The organism is Rahnella sp. PAMC25617 (assembly GCF_050606005.1).
GTDB lineage: Bacteria > Pseudomonadota > Gammaproteobacteria > Enterobacterales > Enterobacteriaceae > Rahnella > Rahnella variigena.
In genome coordinates this window covers 148,183-165,901 of record NZ_JBOCUM010000017.1, presented here as the reverse complement: position 1 = coordinate 165,901, position 17,719 = coordinate 148,183, and the positions used below count along the sequence as shown (strand labels likewise).

The following is a 17,719-nucleotide window of genomic DNA, read 5'->3' as shown; positions in this document are numbered from 1 at the left end:
GCCTGTATTCTCCGTGCGCATTTTAAGGCTGAACCACAATGATTTCTTGAGATGGATCAACGTGCTGCATCTGCAATTTCTCCGTTGCGATGCGTTCTACCCGGCTGTGATCGCCGAGAGCATTCTCTTCAAGGATCAGGTTGCGCCATTCGATATCCAGCGCGTCCCGTTCCAGTACTAATTGTTCGCGCTGAGCCGTCAGCAAACGCGTACGGTGAGCGGTTGTGACCACTAAGATTGCGCTGACCAGAACGGCAATCAGCAAAATCAGCGGGATCTTGCCATTGCGCAGAATATCGCTGGCAATAACCCCCACTAAACCGTGGCGTTCGTTGCCGATCACGCTGTCGTTCTCTCAGCAAAACGCAGAACTGAACTGCGTGCGCGAGGATTTTCAGCAACTTCAGCGTCTGAAGGCATCATCTTCCCGACTGACTTCAGGGAACGTCCGCCGAGCTCCGCGATTTGCGCTTCTGTCATCGGAATACCCGCTGGCACTTGCGCACCACGACTGTGCTGGCGAATAAAACGCTTCACAATGCGGTCTTCCAGAGAGTGGAAACTGATCACCGATAAACGACCTTCAGGTGCCAGAATTTCCAGAGCGCCATCCAGCGCGCGTTCGATTTCTTCCAGCTCGCTGTTGATGTAAATACGGATAGCCTGGAAGCTGCGCGTGGCCGGGTGTTTGTGTTTTTCACGAACCGGCGAAGCGTTGGCAATCAAATCCGCCAGCTCTTTGGTTCGGGTCATCGGCAGCTCACGGTTACGCTCAACGATCGCGCGGGCAATCCGCTTGGCAAAACGTTCTTCGCCGAACGTTTTCAGCACCCAGGCAATGTCTTCGGCTTCCGCTTTCATCAGCCATTCAGCTGCTGAATAACCGCGGGTTGGATCCATACGCATATCCAGAGGCCCGTCGCGCATAAATGAGAATCCGCGTTCAGGATCGTCAAGCTGCGGAGAAGAAACACCTAAGTCCAGTAATACGCCGTCGATCTTGCCTTCTAGGCCGCGATCACGCACATAGTCAGCGAGATCAGAGAAAGGTCCGTGAACAATCGAAAAACGAGGATCATCAATGGATTCTGCGGCTTTGATCGCTTGTGGATCACGGTCAATCGCCAGCAAGCGTCCGTCCGGCCCCAGCTGGGACAATATCAAACGTGAGTGGCCACCGCGGCCAAAAGTTCCGTCTATGTAAATGCCGTCCTGACGAATGTTAAGGCCGTTAACGGCTTCATCCAGCAAAACGGAGGTATGTTTGTAGTTTTCAACCATGCTTATAATGACAAGTCCTGTAATCGGTCAGAAAGGGGTTCCTGAGACGATTGTTCAGCGTCGATGTCTTCCTTAACTTGTTGATACCAGGTCTGTTCATCCCACAGTTCAAACTTATTGAACTGCCCAACCAGCATCACTTCTTTTTCAAGCCCGGCGTGCTGTCGCAATGTCGTTGCAATCAGCAGGCGCCCGGCGTTATCCATCTGACATTCACTCGCATGCCCGAGTAAAAGGCGCTGAATACGGCGCTCAACAGGGTTCATGCTCGACAGACGGGACAATTTTTGTTCGATAACTTCCCACTCAGGGAGGGTGTAAAGGAGGAGACATGGGTGATGGAGGTCTATGGTGCAAACCATTTGACCTTGCGATTCTTCGCTCAGCAAATCCCGATAACGGGTGGGTACGGCAAGTCGCCCTTTGCTGTCGAGGTTAACCATCGTCGCGCCACGAAACATGACCGATCTACCCCTCTGTGACCTTTTTCACCACTTTCCCCCACAAATTCCCACAGAAAAGAGTTTACGGATGGTTTTAAAACCTTGTCAAGCCAGAGCAGAGAAGGTTTGGCATTATTTACGCAGCCAGGCAATTACTTAGCGCAAGGTGATGATGTTTTTTAGAAGGGGAGAGAAAATAACGTCATGATTAGTTGAAGAAATTTCGGAGGGTTAATAATTTCGTTTAAAAAAAAGCCAAACTGAACATTATTTAACTATTTATATTCTTCTGCTAGCTAACTCTCATTTCCTGACTGTTTTGCCATAACAAAAATCATTTTCAGTTTTTTTATGACTGCCACGTCTACATCATCATCATTTTGCCTGCCAACCCGCAGGACATCAGTCTTCCGGCTGATTCAAAACTCATCAGCAACGCGTCAGACCATAACTGCGGGAAATTAAGCGGGGAATTCTACAGCACTTTTGCAGGGAGCATTAACGTATTTTAGAAATTGATTGGCAGGTTTATATCAGTGCAGGAAAGACAAAAACATTTGTTAATAATTCAGTAGTCTGGGAATGTTCTTAATTTACCCATTCTGCTTATATGGGAATTTTCGTATTCGATTATCACAACCGGCAAGATGCTTTATTCATTGTTACTTATGAAACGTGTTGCTGAGACGGGAAAAGAACGGGCAGTCAGGATGAATGCCCGCAGGAGGTTTATTTGCGGCTCAGACGGCCACGGCGGAACAAATTACGCCGGATACGGGTCAGCCCGGCTTTCGGTTTTTTCGGCTCATCGAGACAGGCCAACACCAGTTCCAGCACGCGTTCAGCCACATCACGGTGACGCTGCGCCACAGCGAGAACCGGACACTCCAGAAAATCGAGCAACTCGTTATCGCCGAATGTGGCAATCGCCAGATCGACCGGCAGCCGCCCTTCCGTTTTCAGCGTCACGTCCATGACACCCTGCAACAACTGGAATGAAGTGGTAAATAACGCCTGTGGCATCGGGTTGGTTTTCAGCCATTCAGCAAAGACGACGGCAGCCGATTCGCGATCGTAGGCATTGGCGTAAAGGTATTTCGGCTGACGGGGATCATCAGCCCAGGCCTGACGAAATCCCTGTTCACGCAGGAAGCTCACGGAAAGCTCCGGCAGTGCGCCGAGATAGAGTACCGATTCAGCCGGGAACGTGCGCAGTTCCTGCGCCAGCATCAGTGCGTCTTCCTGATCGGCCCCGACCACGCTGATGAAGTGCTCAGGGTCAAGGGCACGGTCGAGCGCAATGATCGGGAAATCATCGTTAGCCCAGCGCTGATAGAAAGGGTGTTCCGGCGGTAAAGACGTGGAAATGATGATGGCATCAACCTGACGTTGCAGAAGATGTTCGATGCAACGCATTTCATTATCAGGCTGATCTTCAGAGCAGGCGATCAGCAGCTGATAGCCACGCTGACGGGCCTGCCGCTCAAGGAAATTGGCAATTTTGGTGTAGCTGGTGTTTTCCAGGTCAGGGATCACCAGACCAATAGAACGGGTTCGACCGGCGCGCAGACCTGCTGCCACCGCGTTCGGGTGATAGTTATGTTCCTTCACGACAGCCATGACTTTCTCGACTGTCTTATCGCTGACACGATACTGTTTCGCCTTGCCATTAATCACATAACTGGCCGTGGTACGCGAAACGCCCGCTAACCTCGCGATCTCATCCAGCTTCACTGAGCAAACCCCTTAATAAAGATAATACTTTATCTAACCGCAGAAGCCCCTGCCGGGCAAGGTGTTTTACCGAATCGCTTCACCTGACTCGCAAAAAAGAAAGCCCGGCTCATGAGCCGGGCTTTTAACTATCAGCAAGACTTCACATCTTGCTGATTATTTGAGCTTTAACGCATAATCTTGTCGCCACGCGAAACACCGACCACCCCGGAGCGTGCAACTTCCACAATTTCAGCCACATCACGGATACTGGCTAAAAATGCGTCAAGCTTGTCGCTGGTTCCCGCCAACTGAACGGTGTAAAGCGTGGCGGTGACGTCCACGATCTGACCGCGGAAAATCTCAGTTGAACGTTTAACTTCTTCACGGCCATAGCCGGAAGCCTGCACCTTCACCAGCATGATTTCACGCTCAACATGAGCACCCTGCACCAGCTCGGTCACGCGCAGTACGTCGACCAGCTTATGCAGTTGCTTTTCGATTTGCTCAAGCACTTTGGCATCGCCGACGGTCTGAATGGTCATGCGTGACAGGGTTGGATCGTCAGTGGGTGCCACGGTCAGGCTTTCAATGTTGTAGCCACGCTGAGAGAACAGGCCGACTACACGGGACAACGCGCCCGATTCGTTTTCCAGTAAAACTGATAAAATCCGGCGCATGATCAGGTCCTCTCCGTTTTGCTTAACCACATTTCGTCCATCGCACCGCCACGGATGTGCATCGGGTAAACGTGTTCTGTTTCATCTATGCTGATATCCACAAATACCAGACGATTTTTCTGTTCCAGCGCCAGCGCCAGTTTGCTTTCCAGTTCATCCGGCGTGCGGATTGCGATACCCACGTGCCCGTAAGCTTCCGCCAGTTTCACGAAATCAGGCAGAGATTGCATATAGGATTGGGAATGACGGCCGGAGTAAATCATGTCCTGCCACTGCTTCACCATGCCGAGATAACCGTTGTTCAGGTTCACAACGATCACCGGCAAATCGTATTGCAGCGCAGTCGACAGTTCCTGAATGTTCATCTGAATACTGCCGTCACCGGTCACGCAAATCACCGTTTCATCCGGCAAACCGAGTTTTACACCCAGCGCGGCTGGCAGGCCAAAGCCCATTGTGCCGAGGCCACCGGAGTTGATCCAGTGTCGCGGCTTGTCGAATTTATAATACAGCGCAGCAAACATCTGATGCTGGCCGACATCCGACGTCACGTAGGCATCGCCTTTAGTCAGACGGTGCAGCGTTTCGATAACCGCCTGCGGCTTGATGGTGCCGGTATTTTTGTCGTAGCTCAGGCATTCGCGGCCGCGCCAGTTTTCAATGTTTTGCCACCAGTCGCGCAGCGCATCGAATTCCTGCTTTTCGTCGCTTTGTGCCAGCAATTCGAGCATCTGAACCAGTGTCTGTTTTGCATCGCCGACAATGGGAATATCCGCATTCACGGTTTTAGAAATGGACGTCGGGTCGATATCGATATGCATGACTGTCGCATTCGGGCAATATTTCGCCAGATTATTAGTAGTACGGTCGTCGAAACGCACACCTACGCCGAAAATCAGATCCGCACTGTGCATCGCCATATTGGCTTCGTAAGTGCCGTGCATACCGAGCATGCCAAGGCTCTGACGATGCGTGCCAGGGAAAGCGCCCAGCCCCATCAGAGAACTGGTTACCGGCAGATTCAGTTTCTCTGCCAGCTGCAGCAACTCAGCATCACACTCAGAGTTGATCGCACCGCCGCCGACGTACAGCACCGGTTTTTTAGCCGCCAGCAAGGTTTGGACGGCACGTTTGATTTGCCCGCGATGGCCCTGCACCGTCGGGTTGTAGGAGCGCATTGTTACCTGCTCAGGATAGGCGTAAGGCAGTTTGATCTGCGGATTCACCACATCTTTTGGCAGGTCGACGACGACCGGGCCAGGACGTCCGGTAGACGCCAGATAAAACGCTTTTTTCAGCACAGTCGGAATATCTTCCGCGCGCTTTACCAGAAAACTGTGTTTCACCACCGGGCGGGAAATGCCCACCATGTCGCATTCCTGGAACGCGTCATAACCAATGAGTGAACTGTGGACCTGACCTGATAGCACCACCAGTGGAATGGAATCCATATAAGCCGTGGCAATACCGGTGATCGCATTGGTTGCGCCGGGACCGGAAGTCACCAGCACCACGCCCACGTCACCCGTGGCGCGCGCATAACCATCAGCCATATGAACAGCACCCTGTTCATGTCTCACCAGCACATGATCTATCCCACCGACCGTATGCAGGGCATCATAGATATCCAACACCGCTCCGCCGGGATAACCGAATACGTGCTTAACGCCCTGGTCGATTAACGACCGGACGACCATCTCGGCTCCTGACAACATCTCCATGGTTTTGCCTCCAGGCTTTTTGTTTCTTCTATAGGATGACTTTTTATTTCAGCTAGCTGTTCTATCAGGCAACGATTTATTGGGAAACCGCTGAATTTTAGGACTTTCTATCGGGATTAAAAAACCCTGCTGTTCTTATTGGCGTTCACAAACCTAACTCAGTACCTTAGCGTCAGAATCTGAGTCAGGCAAACGCCAAAAAGGGTCAGGAAATATCGTTATATCGGCTCGCACTGCCTTCATTCTTCTGCCCGGCACAAAACACTGCCTGAGAGTAACAACCAGTCAGAAATATCAGGAAGGCCCGAAAAATTACAGTATTAAATTATGTCCGTCACGGACATACAAATGAGGATGAAACCGGCAAACGCATGTTTGCCGGTAATTGCGCAGGGAAAAGGGGAAACAGATCCGGAAGGAATTACTCGCGGTAAAGCTGGTCGATTTCTTTCTGATAACGGCTGAAGATGATTTTGCGCCGCAACTTAAGCGTCGGGGTCAGCTCACCATCCTCCATCGTGAAAGGCTTGGTCAGCAGTACAAATTTTTTCACCTGCTCAAAACCGGCCAGCTCATGCTGGATCTCGCGCAACTGATGCGCAAACAGTGAAAGGATTTGCTCGTTTTTAACCAGCCCGGTGCGGTTCAGATAATCGATATGATGGTTTTGCGCGTAAACGTTCAGCACGTCAAAATCAGGCACAATCAGCGCGGAAACAAAGTGACGTTCATCGGCGATCACCGCAGCCTGCTCAATGTAACGATCCTGCACCAGCGTGCCTTCTATACGCTGCGGCGCAATGTATTTGCCGCCCGAGGTTTTCATCAGATCCTTCAGCCGTTCGGTGATGAACACATTGCCTTCTGCGTCCATTTTTCCGGCATCGCCGGTTTTAAACCAGCCATCAGCCGTAAAACTGGCCGCCGTTTCTTCCGGCTTATTAAAATAACCTCTTAAAAGCGTCGGGCCGCGAACCTGGATTTCATTCTCTTCGCCAATGCGCACTTCAATTTCGGGTAACGCTGTACCGACCGAACCGAAGCGGAAATCGTTTTCTTCCCAGCAGGTAACGGTGGCGCAGGTTTCTGTCAGACCGTAACCGTATTTTATTTTCAAACCAAGTGATTCGAAAAACAAGATCACGTTATCGTCAAGACTGGCGCCCGCTGCCGGCAGAAAGCGTAAATTTCCCCCCAGCAGATTGCGCAGCTTTTTCAGTACCAGTTTATCGGCGATGAAATACGCCGGAGAAAGCCAGAAGGGATAACGCGCTTTACGGCGTTCAGTCAGAAACTTCTCTTTGCCCTGCGCGACAGCCCAGTGGAAAAGTCGTTTTTTTACGGTTCCGGCTCGGGCTACTTTGTCATGTATGGCGCTGAAAACTTTTTCATAGAAACGCGGAACCGCGCACATTACCGTGGGTTTAACAGCCTGCAACGCATCGCGCACCAAATCAGTTTCACGCAGGAAAACATTCTGCGCGCCACTGTGCATGACGAAGAAACTCCAGGCGCGCTCGAAAACATGCGCCAGCGGCAGAAAGCATAACGAGACATCGCGGTCAGAAATACTCAGGCGTTTTTCATGCTGCTTTAGTTGCGTCGCCATGCTGACGTAATCGAGCATGACGCCTTTCGCCTCCCCCGTTGTTCCCGAGGTATAAATCAGCGTGAAGAGATCGTTGAGATCACAGGCGTTAACCCGCGCCTCACGTTCAGCCGCCACAACGCTGTCCTGAGGAACAATGCCTGAAACATGCCGGGCAATGGGCACACCGCGCAAATCAACGTCGTTATCGAGCACAAAGATATGTTTCAGTTGCGGGCACAGTTCACGCAACGCCACCGCCGCATCATACTGACTCTGCCCGACAACGAACAAAATGCGGATATCGGCATCATTAAGCACATACGCAGACTGCGCGGGGGTATTGGTCGCATACACGGGCACGGTGACGGCCCGTAACTGCAAAATCGCCAGATCGGTCATCGCCCAGGCCATCGAGTTGTTTCCGCAAATGGCGATCCGCTCCTGGATACCCACGTTCTCCTGAAGCAAAACGTCGGACAGCGCATCGACTTTCTCACCTAGTTCACGCCAGGTTAGCGTGCTTTCTGCCGCAGGCGACCATTCACGGAATGCAATTTTTTCAGCGCGACTGATGACTTGATGGCGAAAACGGGTGATCAGGTGGTAGTCATTTAAGGTTGGATTCATTGAGCGTCTATACCGGCGTCCAGCGCAATCAGATAAAGGAGGGAGCTTACTGCATTGCTCTGTTACAAAGATTTAACGCAGTCTACCGGCAAACATTGCACGGTGAAATCAAATTGTAGAAGCACAGGTGCTCTTTTGGAAAACCAGGAAGGACTTTTAGAAATGAAAAAAACCTGCGTGGCTCTAACGAGGCGCAAAAACCAGGCAGGATAAAAAACCACAAAGAAAACCATAACCAGCCATTTTTACTGTGGAAGGAAACACAGTAAAAATGGGACGTATCAGAGTCACTCGCTATAAAGAAATAATGCATTGGCTTAATAACGACTTCATCCACATATTGCCTTTATCTTTACTGGAAGATTCATGCCATGACAGATAACAAGTCAGGTTGTTCTTCATCCAGGGTAACGGGATAACGGACAGATTTAATATTCCGGCACTCGATTGTGCCATCCAGCGCGGTACCAGCGCGACCATATCTGTTTTCGACACTATTTCCATTACGCTGGAAAGATCTGTTCCCTGATAAGCAATCAGCGAATGCATTTCGGGGTCATCATAATAAGGTGAACTGAATGAATAAAAACGATCAAGCATCATGACCGCATGTTTTTCTTTCAGATATTTCTCATCTGACATATGCGGACTGATCCGCGGATGTTTTTGTGCTGCAACCAGAACCAGTTCATCATTAAATAACGCCTGATTACAAAAGTCCGGGCGGTCGAATTTACGATAACTGATCATGAACTCAATATTCTGATAACGTAACTGATGCTCAATATTGTCGTTCACAATGGTTTGCAATTTAATACTGACATCCGTCGATAAAGTTTCGACCGAATTCAGTACCTGCGAAGTCAGACGTTTGTCCAGCGGACTGCAAATCGCCACATTGAATTCACGAATACTCACGTTAGGATCGAAACCCGCTCCCGGGAGTTCGTTCATCACCAGTTGCAGAGCCTGACGGATAGGGCCAAATAACTGGCGCGCGCGCATTGTTGGCTGGATCCCACGGCCAAAGCGGACAAACAAATCATCATTAAACATGATTTTTAACCGGGCGACAGCGTTACTCACTGCCGGTTGGGACATCCCCAACATATTGGCTGCGCGAGTAATATTTTGTAATTGCATCACGGCATCAAATACCGTTAACAAATTCAAATCTACATTGCGGAGGTGTGTTTCCGTTTCAGGAGGTTTAGTTTGATTGTCTGTAGTCAAATCGGACATTACATTTCCTATTCAAGATACCTCAACCTGTTTAAGGCTGATCACCCTTAATTATTCGTTTCTAATAAAATGTCACCGAAATGAATTCGGGCATACAAAAAACCAGTAAATGAATTCAGTAACTCAATGCATTCTACTTTCAGAAAGAAATCGACTCTTATTTCCAATAATCAGAAAGATAAATGCCACCTTAATTTCATCTAGGCAAAACTGATGATATAGAACAATAAAATGTTTATAGAAACAACATGCGGAAAATGAATAATAAGTTAAGCTGCACTAAATCATTTACAACCCACTGTATTATCTAGCTTATTACTATTGGCCAGAAAAGTTAATGTCCATTTTGAGACTGTTTTTTTTCTTTACTGCCGCCTGAACGAACAAAAACCTTCGTTCCAGATACATTTGGTAAACTAGTTTATAATGCTAAATGAGATGAATTATCATTATTAAATTTCCACACCGTGAAGGTTGACATACCGCACACATTCCCGTATCACTTTAAGCACTGTTTGAACGATGCCCGTTCTAACCACCCAATTACGAGAAGCTGAAAACATATGTTCATGATCACCCGTCTCCTAGGCCTACTACTCAACGCAGAAAATTTGCGCGGTAAGCCAGTGGGCGAAAATCAGAACTGATTTCAACTTCCACAGACAATAAACCCGCGCCGATGCGCGGGTTTTTTTTTATCTCTCCGCAGGGCGCGAAAATAAAAGCAGACAAGGAACAACCCATGAGCGAGCAAGTCATTATTTTCGATACCACGCTGCGTGACGGTGAACAGGCGTTACAAGCCAGCCTGAGTGTTAAAGAGAAGATTCAAATTGCAATGGCGCTGGAAAGGATGGGCGTTGACGTAATGGAAGTCGGCTTCCCGGTCTCTTCTCCCGGCGATTTCGAGTCTGTACAAACCATTGCCCGTCAGATCAAAAACAGCCGGGTTTGCGGTCTGGCCCGTTGTGTGGACGGTGATATCGACGCCGCTGCCGAAGCATTGCGCGTAGCAGAAGCTTTCCGCATCCACGTATTCCTGGCCACCTCTACCCTGCACATTGAATCCAAGCTGAAGCGTTCGTTTGATCAGGTGCTGGAGATGGCAACTCACTCCGTGAAACGCGCCCGTAATTACACCGATGACGTCGAATTCTCCTGCGAAGACGCTGGTCGTACCCCGCTGGATAACCTGTGCCGTGTTGTTGAAGCTGCCATCAAGGCCGGGGCGACCACCATCAACATTCCTGACACCGTGGGTTACACCACGCCGGTTCAGTTCGGTGGCATTATCACCAATCTGTATGAACGCGTGCCTAACATTGATAAAGCGATTATTTCCGTTCACTGCCACGACGATCTGGGCATGGCAGTCGGTAACTCCATCGCGGCGATTCAGGCCGGCGCGCGTCAGGTTGAGGGCACACTGAACGGTATCGGCGAACGTGCCGGTAACACTGCGCTGGAAGAAGTGATCATGGCGATCCGCACCCGCAGCGACTACATGAACGTTCACACCAACATCAATCACAAAGAAATCTACCGCACCAGCCAGATTGTCAGCCAGATCACCAACATGCCGATCCCGGGCAACAAAGCGATTGTCGGTTCTAACGCCTTCGCGCATTCCTCCGGTATCCATCAGGACGGCGTGCTGAAAAACCGCGAAAACTACGAAATCATGACTCCGGAATCCATCGGTCTGAATCAGGTTCAGCTGAACCTGACTTCCCGCTCCGGTCGTGCTGCCGTTAAGCATCGTATGGAAGAAATGGGCTACAAAGAAGCCGATTACAATCTGGATCATCTGTATGCCGCGTTCCTGAAGCTGGCCGACAAAAAAGGTCAGGTTTTCGACTACGATTTAGAAGCACTGGTCTTCATTAACAAGCAGCAAGAAGAGCCTGAGTTCTACCGTCTGGATAACTTCAGCGTGCAGTCCGGCTCCAAAATTACCGCCACGGCATCAGTCAATTTGTCCTGCGGCGAAGAAATTATCACCGAAGCCGCCACCGGCAACGGTCCAGTTGATGCCGTATATCAGGCCATCAACCGCATCACTGGTTATCAGATTGAGCTGGTGAAATACCAGCTGAGCGCCAAAGGCCAGGGCCGAGATGCACTGGGCCAGGTTGACGTGGTCGTCTCTTTCAATGGCCGCCGTTTCCACGGTGTCGGCCTGGCAACGGACATTGTCGAATCCTCTGCAAAAGCGATGGTACACGTACTGAATAACATCTGGCGCAGCAAACAAGTTGAGATTGAAAAACAACGTTTGCAGCAGTCAGGTCAGCAACACAACAACATTCAAAATAATCAGGAAACGGTGTGAACATGAGCAAGACCCATCATATTGCCGTCTTACCCGGAGACGGAATTGGCCCGGAAGTTATGGCCCAGGCATATAAAGTTCTGGAAGCAGTACGTCAGCGTTTTGGTCTGAAGATCACCACCAGCGAATACGATGTGGGTGGCGCAGCCATCGACAAACACGGCAGCCCGTTGCCGGAAGCGACCGTTACCGGTTGCGAACAAGCTGATGCAATTTTGTTCGGTTCCGTTGGTGGCCCGAAATGGGAACACTTGCCGCCAAACGATCAGCCTGAGCGTGGCGCATTATTGCCCCTGCGCAAACATTTCAAACTGTTCAGCAACCTGCGCCCTGCCCGTCTGTATCAGGGTCTGGAAGAATTCTGCCCGCTGCGTGCCGACATCGCCGCAAAAGGTTTCGATATCTTGTGTGTGCGCGAACTGACGGGTGGCATTTACTTCGGTCAGCCTAAAGGCCGCGAAGGTCAGGGTATGCATGAGAAAGCGTTTGATACCGAAGTGTATTACCGCTTTGAGATTGAGCGTATCGCCCGTATTGCCTTTGAATCTGCGCGCAAACGCCGCAGCAAAGTGACCTCCATCGATAAAGCGAACGTGTTGCAGACTTCCATTATGTGGCGCGAAGTGGTTAACGAAATCGCCAAAGATTATCCGGATGTCAGCCTGAGCCACATGTACATCGATAATGCGACCATGCAGCTGATAAAAGACCCGTCACAGTTTGACGTGCTGCTGTGTTCCAACCTGTTCGGCGACATCCTGTCTGACGAGTGCGCGATGATCACCGGCTCGATGGGCATGTTGCCTTCTGCCAGCATGAACGAGCAGGCATTTGGTTTGTTCGAGCCTGCGGGTGGCTCAGCGCCGGATATCGCCGGTAAAAACATCGCTAACCCGATTGCACAAATCCTGTCTGCCGCGCTGTTACTGCGCTACAGCCTGGGTGCGGATGACGCGGCCAATGCCATCGAACAGGCTGTTAATAAAGCACTGGAAGCCGGACACCGTACGGGTGATTTAGCTAACGGTCAGCAGGCACTGGGCACCAGTGAAATGGGCGATATCATTGCCCGCTTTGTGAAAGAAGGGGCATAACATGGCCAAAACTCTGTATCAGAAATTGTTTGATGCGCACGTCGTTTATGAAGCACAAAACGAAACGCCATTGTTATACATCGACCGCCACCTGGTTCACGAAGTGACATCTCCGCAAGCTTTTGACGGCCTGCGCGCGATGGGTCGTCAGGTGCGCCAGCCGGGTAAAACCTTTGCGACCATGGACCACAACGTGTCCACGCAAACCAAAGACATCAATGCAAGCGGCGAAATGGCGCGCATCCAGATGCAGGAATTAATTAAAAACTGTGCGGAATTCGGCGTGCAGTTGTATGACCTGAACCATCCGTATCAGGGCATCGTTCATGTTATCGGTCCTGAGCAGGGCATGACCTTGCCGGGCATGACCATTGTGTGTGGCGATTCCCATACTGCCACGCACGGTGCGTTTGGTTCGCTGGCCTTCGGTATCGGTACATCAGAAGTGGAACACGTTCTGGCGACGCAAACCCTGAAACAGGGTCGCGCCAAAACCATGAAAATCGAAGTGACTGGCGATGCACCTGTCGGTATCACGGCGAAAGATATCGTTCTGGCGATCATCGGTAAAACCGGCAGCGCTGGCGGTACGGGTCACGTTGTAGAATTCTGCGGTAAAGCCATTGAGGCGCTGAGCATGGAAGGTCGTATGACCCTGTGCAACATGGCGATCGAAATGGGTGCGAAAGCCGGTCTGGTTGCGCCGGACGAAACCACGTTTGCCTATCTGAAAGGCCGTCAGTTCGCGCCGAAAGACCAGAACTGGGACGCGGCAGTTGAGTACTGGAAGACCCTGAAAACGGAAGACGGTGCGAAGTTTGACAGCATTGTCACCCTGGACGCATCTGAAATCGCACCACAGGTCACCTGGGGCACTAACCCGGGTCAGGTGATGGCGGTAAACCAGACCATCCCGAATCCGGCCTCATTTGCTGATCCGGTAGAACGTGCTTCTGCTGAAAAAGCGCTGGCGTATATGGATCTGCAACCGGGCATTAAACTGACCGATGTGGCGATCGATAAAGTGTTTATCGGTTCCTGCACCAACTCCCGTATCGAAGATTTACGTGCGGCAGCAGCCATTGCCAAAGGCCGTAAAGTGGCGAGCGGCGTACAGGCGATTGTGGTACCAGGCTCCGGTCCGGTAAAAGCGCAGGCGGAAGAAGAAGGTCTGGATAAGATCTTTATTGAAGCGGGTTTCGAATGGCGTCTGCCAGGCTGCTCAATGTGTCTGGCGATGAACAATGACCGTCTGGAACCCGGCGAGCGTTGCGCGTCCACCAGTAACCGTAATTTCGAAGGCCGTCAGGGTCGTGGGGGCCGTACGCATCTGGTCAGCCCGGCAATGGCGGCGGCGGCGGCGGTTACCGGCCGTTTCGCTGATATTCGTGAACTGAACTGAGGAAAACACCATGGCTAAATTTACCCAACACATCGGTCTGGTGGTTCCGCTGGATGCAGCTAACGTCGATACCGATGCCATTATTCCGAAACAGTTTTTGCAGAAAGTGACCCGTACCGGTTTCGGTCAGCACCTGTTTAACGACTGGCGTTTTCTGGACGATGCAGGTCAGGTGCCCAATCCTGATTTCGTGCTGAACAAGCCGCGTTACAAAGGCGCGAGCATTTTACTGGCACGCGAAAACTTTGGTTGCGGTTCTTCCCGCGAACATGCGCCCTGGGCGCTGACTGATTACGGCTTCCATGCGGTGATCGCGCCAAGCTTTGCCGATATTTTCTACGGTAATTCTTTCAACAACCAGTTGCTGCCGATCACCCTGAGCGAAGCAGAAATCGACGAGTTGTTTGAACTGGTAAAAAACAACGAAGGCATTCAGTTCGAAGTAGATCTGGAAGCGCAAACCGTGAAAGCAGGCGATAAAACCTATCCGTTCGTCATCGACAGCTTCCGCCGTCACTGCATGATCAACGGTCTGGACAGCATCGGCCTGACGTTGCAGCACGAAACAAACATTTCCAGCTACGAGAAAAATCAGCCTGCCTTTATGCAGTGATTATTGTCAGTTAGCGATTAAGAAGGCGGGCTCAGTCCCGCTTTCTTAATCAGCCTTAACCTCATACCAGAACCTCTGCCAAACTTCCCTCACAGAGTCACTCTGTCGTAAACTTCTTTGTCACCCTTATTTCGCTTAGCGCAAGAGGATAGTGGTATTTACTCGATAAAAATTCGGCTATTTCCAGCATCGGGTAGGCTGACACCGTTTTAAACAGACCATAGTTTGGATCGAGGAAAAAAGACTCAAACTCATTGTAACGAAAGGCGGCGACAGCATGGCATGCCTCTTCACCCTCATCTGTAAACTGGAACTTGATAATCATCCCGGATAAGGGATTCTTATTCTCGCGAGTATTCAGCGTGGTCATTGTCATAAAGGAACTTCGTTCATGCAAAGAATATTTTAAGCCGGGAACGGCAGTTATCATTTCTTTTTCACGCTGACGTCTATTCTTATAATTTACAGTAACTTCCTCATGCTCTAACTGGCTGAAGCCTTGAGCACTATCCTCGTCAGCTCGTCTTTCTGAATTTTCTTGCTTTCTGCGTGCCCGGTCAAAAAGCAGGCGCTGGCTTGCATAATCTGTGGGCAATAAAGCTTTTTCTTCAGGAGATTTCACGGGTGTAAACCATCCTGAAAACCAACGCCCTGAATATTGTGAAGACCGGTCTTTCAATATATCGCCTAACCAGGTAAGACAAAAGCCAAAACAATAACCCTCCGATTTATGTTCATCAGTGAATGAACCATAGTTTTTTTCAATAGAAGTAATCGTAATCATACTAAAAACATCTCCAACATTATCATCTAACGAAATACAATATCCATGAGAGGCTATTTTTAATTATCCCTGGAAACTATAAATTCTAATAATGGCACAGCCTCTTTGTATACCTTATTAATATATTGAGTGACATCCTTCATAGGATAAGAAGAGGATGTTTTAAATAATCCTAAATTAGGATCGAGAAAAAAACATTCCGTGGCATTATAGCGAAAGGCTGCAACGGAATGGTAGCCGACCTCGCCCGGTATCTCAGAATACCGGAAAGCAATGATCGTCCCGGTGAGAGGATGAGCATGACCAGAAAGATTTAACCCGTTAAACAACATAAAATCATTACGTGCTATCAGTCGATATTGTAATCCGGGAACCCCTGTTATTTTTTCCTTTTCTGCCTGACGGAAATTTTTATAATTAACAAAGGCCTCATGGCGTCCTGTCTGACGTTTCGGATCCTGCTGACTCTCCCTGCAGCTTTTCAGATAGCTCTCATGCCGTCGGTATGCCCGCTCCAGTAATAGCCTTAGCTTCACAGTATCAGAGGGGATTAAGGCTTTCTTATCCGCTGTCAGTGGCGGGGAAAACCAACCGGAAAGCCAGCCTGGAAACCAGTTGCCCATTTTCTGTGCTGGCCGTTCTTTTAATATATCGCCAAGCCAGGTCAGACATAAACCAAAACAAACGCCCTCAGATTTCTTCTCATCAAGAAATGAATTATATGTTTTCCTTATAAGTACAACCGGAATCATATTTTTCCCCTTTATCAGTATTTTAGAAAGCCGATAATATAGCCCCCTCCTTTAATTATCCAGACGGTAAGGAGGATTAGAGGGGGAGAAGAATGTTTATTCTTGAGGGAGAATCCAGATAACTAATAAAAACTAAGTCATTGCAGAAGCTTGGAAAACTAAATGTATTATTCAGTTGAATAGGTTAAAGAGCGAATTAATCGCTCTTTAACCCCACGTCATTCACACATCTTTGACTTTATACATCAGCCCGAGCGCCACCACCGCCAGCACGGTCGCCGCCCAGTAGACCGGATAGTGGCCGAAGTTTTCCACGATAAAGCCCTGCAACAACCCCGCGCAAATTACACCGGTAGAAATGCTGTTGGTGAAAAGTGTGGTCGCTGAACCCGCCCTTCCCGGCATCAGATCCTGAAAATATAACATTCCGATCCCGGCGACGATGCCGATGAAAATCGCGTTGAACAATTGCAGGATCATCAGCGCGGCTTTGAACTGAAACGCCACCAGTCCGGCATAGAAAATCACACCGCTCGCCACGGCATACAGCATCAGCTTGCGCTTGCCGGTACGTTTGACCAGATAACCCGCCAGCAACATCGCTGGAATCTCCAGTCCGGCAGCGGTTCCCATCAGCAAGCCCGCCAGCCCTTCCGGCAGACCCAAATCACTGGTGATGTACAGCGGCATATCAATGACATACATGATATTGCAGGTCCACATCAGCAGGGAGGAAAAGAACAACAGCCGCACATCTTTGTTGCGCCAGGCGCTAACCGGCACCGCTTTTTCATCCACCGGCTGTTCAAGGCGCGGCACTGACGGCAGGAAGAAAAAGATCATTAATATGCTGCCGACAAACACTGCGGCGGCACTCAGGTACATCGGCGTAAAGCCGTAATTCAGCGCGAGCATAAAAGAGAGCGGCGGGCCCAGCACCCACGCCAGCGAGAGCATCGCACGCATCATCGAACTGAACATCACCACTTCACTGGCGGAGCGATCCGCATGTTCACGCGCCAGCGCAAAGAGCTGCGGCATCGACGCATTGCCTATCGCCGCCAGCAATACGCCGACGGTGATCAGCACCAGATAATCGCGGCTAAAGGCAAATACCAGGCTGTTACCCAGCGCCATCAGGCAGCAGAACATCAGCAATTTCCGCCGGTCGCCTTTGTTATCGGAACGGTTAGCCAGCAGAAAGCTGATCGCGATCCCGGCGATGGCGTTAACGGTATAAAAGAATCCCACCCACAGTGGCCGGACCTTCACTTCGTTAGTCAGAAACAGACTCAGCGTCGGTGCCTGTAATGCACCCGCCACGCCGCACAGCAAGGAGACCACCAGAAAGGTGACATAAATACGATTAAAACGAGGTTTTGGCATGACGTCGTCCCTGAGAAATGAATGTCTTACAGCACAATATACAGTGTATACCCAAAAC

The 17,719-nt window shown here is 50.1% G+C and carries 15 protein-coding genes; 4 read left to right on the top strand and 11 right to left on the bottom strand.

The window, feature by feature from the left end; translation table 11 throughout:
- Positions 1–22: 22 nt before the first annotated feature.
- The 8 genes from ftsL to leuO form a co-directional block, all read right to left on the bottom strand.
- Positions 23–343, bottom strand: coding sequence for a cell division protein FtsL (gene ftsL, locus ACM615_RS19890; protein ID WP_112286953.1), 321 nt, complete (start codon positions 341–343; stop codon positions 23–25).
- The gene (rsmH, locus tag ACM615_RS19885) at positions 340–1,281 is read right to left on the bottom strand and encodes a 16S rRNA (cytosine(1402)-N(4))-methyltransferase RsmH (RefSeq protein ID WP_112286954.1); all 942 of its coding nucleotides are present in this window, start codon (positions 1,279–1,281) and stop codon (positions 340–342) included. The genes ftsL and rsmH overlap by 4 nt, the downstream gene beginning before the upstream one ends.
- 2 nt (positions 1,282–1,283) lie before the next feature.
- Positions 1,284–1,742 carry a division/cell wall cluster transcriptional repressor MraZ gene (mraZ, locus tag ACM615_RS19880; RefSeq protein WP_112286955.1) on the bottom strand — a complete coding sequence of 153 codons (459 nt, stop codon included), beginning with the start codon at positions 1,740–1,742 and terminating at the stop codon, positions 1,284–1,286.
- Between the two features lie 711 nt (positions 1,743–2,453).
- Entirely contained in the window at positions 2,454–3,458 is a 1,005-nt protein-coding gene (cra, locus tag ACM615_RS19875) for a catabolite repressor/activator (RefSeq protein WP_113876342.1), read from the bottom strand.
- Between the two features lie 167 nt (positions 3,459–3,625).
- Positions 3,626–4,117 carry an acetolactate synthase small subunit gene (gene ilvN, locus ACM615_RS19870; protein WP_013577020.1) on the bottom strand — a complete coding sequence of 164 codons (492 nt, stop codon included), beginning with the start codon at positions 4,115–4,117 and terminating at the stop codon, positions 3,626–3,628.
- A 2-nt stretch (positions 4,118–4,119) separates the two neighbouring features.
- Entirely contained in the window at positions 4,120–5,838 is a 1,719-nt protein-coding gene (gene ilvI / locus ACM615_RS19865) for an acetolactate synthase 3 large subunit (protein WP_113876341.1), read from the bottom strand.
- 421 nt (positions 5,839–6,259) lie between these two features.
- Positions 6,260–8,056, bottom strand: coding sequence for an AMP-dependent synthetase/ligase (locus ACM615_RS19860; RefSeq protein WP_113876340.1), 1,797 nt, complete (start codon positions 8,054–8,056; stop codon positions 6,260–6,262).
- Between the two features lie 294 nt (positions 8,057–8,350).
- The gene (leuO, locus tag ACM615_RS19855; RefSeq protein ID WP_431012381.1) at positions 8,351–9,298 is read right to left on the bottom strand and encodes a transcriptional regulator LeuO; all 948 of its coding nucleotides are present in this window, start codon (positions 9,296–9,298) and stop codon (positions 8,351–8,353) included.
- Between the two features lie 742 nt (positions 9,299–10,040).
- On the opposite strand from leuO, the gene leuA reads away from it, so the two are divergent.
- Genes leuA through leuD form a run of 4 tightly spaced genes read left to right on the top strand, consistent with a single transcriptional unit; the run spans position 10,041 to position 14,739 of the window.
- A complete protein-coding gene (leuA, locus tag ACM615_RS19850) occupies positions 10,041–11,630 on the top strand; it encodes a 2-isopropylmalate synthase (protein ID WP_112286961.1) in 1,590 nt (529 codons plus the stop codon).
- 2 nt (positions 11,631–11,632) lie between these two features.
- Positions 11,633–12,724, top strand: coding sequence for a 3-isopropylmalate dehydrogenase (gene leuB, locus ACM615_RS19845; protein ID WP_113876339.1), 1,092 nt, complete (start codon positions 11,633–11,635; stop codon positions 12,722–12,724).
- A gap of 1 nt (position 12,725) precedes the next feature.
- Positions 12,726–14,126 carry a 3-isopropylmalate dehydratase large subunit gene (gene leuC, locus ACM615_RS19840; RefSeq protein ID WP_112286963.1) on the top strand — a complete coding sequence of 467 codons (1,401 nt, stop codon included), beginning with the start codon at positions 12,726–12,728 and terminating at the stop codon, positions 14,124–14,126.
- Between the two features lie 10 nt (positions 14,127–14,136).
- Positions 14,137–14,739 (top strand): 3-isopropylmalate dehydratase small subunit, encoded by a 603-nt coding sequence (gene leuD / locus ACM615_RS19835; protein ID WP_113876337.1) that lies wholly within the window; start codon positions 14,137–14,139, stop codon positions 14,737–14,739.
- Positions 14,740–14,836: 97 nt separating this feature from the next.
- On the opposite strand, the gene ACM615_RS19830 is transcribed toward leuD, so the two are convergent.
- The 3 genes from ACM615_RS19830 to ACM615_RS19820 all read right to left on the bottom strand — a co-directional run bounded on the left by ACM615_RS19830 (position 14,837) and on the right by ACM615_RS19820 (position 17,661).
- Positions 14,837–15,523, bottom strand: a complete 687-nt coding sequence (locus ACM615_RS19830) for a hypothetical protein (RefSeq protein ID WP_181955504.1) — start codon at positions 15,521–15,523, stop codon at positions 14,837–14,839.
- Positions 15,524–15,582: 59 nt separating this feature from the next.
- Positions 15,583–16,275 carry a hypothetical protein gene (locus tag ACM615_RS19825; protein ID WP_431012380.1) on the bottom strand — a complete coding sequence of 231 codons (693 nt, stop codon included), beginning with the start codon at positions 16,273–16,275 and terminating at the stop codon, positions 15,583–15,585.
- A gap of 222 nt (positions 16,276–16,497) precedes the next feature.
- The gene (locus tag ACM615_RS19820; protein ID WP_431012379.1) at positions 16,498–17,661 is read right to left on the bottom strand and encodes an MFS transporter; all 1,164 of its coding nucleotides are present in this window, start codon (positions 17,659–17,661) and stop codon (positions 16,498–16,500) included.
- Positions 17,662–17,719 lie beyond the last annotated feature (58 nt).

Bases quoted from the DNA above. Each gene is read 5' to 3' on its own strand.
- rsmH (WP_112286954.1), bottom strand. From the start codon at position 1,281: ATGGTTGAAAACTACAAACATACCTCCGTTTTGCTGGATGAAGCCGTT.
- mraZ (WP_112286955.1), bottom strand. From the start codon at position 1,742: ATGTTTCGTGGCGCGACGATGGTTAACCTCGACAGCAAAGGGCGACTT.
- ilvN (WP_013577020.1), bottom strand. From the start codon at position 4,117: ATGCGCCGGATTTTATCAGTTTTACTGGAAAACGAATCGGGCGCGTTG.
- ilvI (WP_113876341.1), bottom strand. From the start codon at position 5,838: ATGGAGATGTTGTCAGGAGCCGAGATGGTCGTCCGGTCGTTAATCGAC.
- ACM615_RS19860 (WP_113876340.1), bottom strand. From the start codon at position 8,056: ATGAATCCAACCTTAAATGACTACCACCTGATCACCCGTTTTCGCCAT.
- leuO (WP_431012381.1), bottom strand. From the start codon at position 9,298: ATGTCCGATTTGACTACAGACAATCAAACTAAACCTCCTGAAACGGAA.
- leuA (WP_112286961.1), top strand. From the start codon at position 10,041: ATGAGCGAGCAAGTCATTATTTTCGATACCACGCTGCGTGACGGTGAA.
- leuB (WP_113876339.1), top strand. From the start codon at position 11,633: ATGAGCAAGACCCATCATATTGCCGTCTTACCCGGAGACGGAATTGGC.
- leuC (WP_112286963.1), top strand. From the start codon at position 12,726: ATGGCCAAAACTCTGTATCAGAAATTGTTTGATGCGCACGTCGTTTAT.
- leuD (WP_113876337.1), top strand. From the start codon at position 14,137: ATGGCTAAATTTACCCAACACATCGGTCTGGTGGTTCCGCTGGATGCA.
- ACM615_RS19830 (WP_181955504.1), bottom strand. From the start codon at position 15,523: ATGATTACGATTACTTCTATTGAAAAAAACTATGGTTCATTCACTGAT.
- ACM615_RS19825 (WP_431012380.1), bottom strand. From the start codon at position 16,275: ATGATTCCGGTTGTACTTATAAGGAAAACATATAATTCATTTCTTGAT.
- ACM615_RS19820 (WP_431012379.1), bottom strand. From the start codon at position 17,661: ATGCCAAAACCTCGTTTTAATCGTATTTATGTCACCTTTCTGGTGGTC.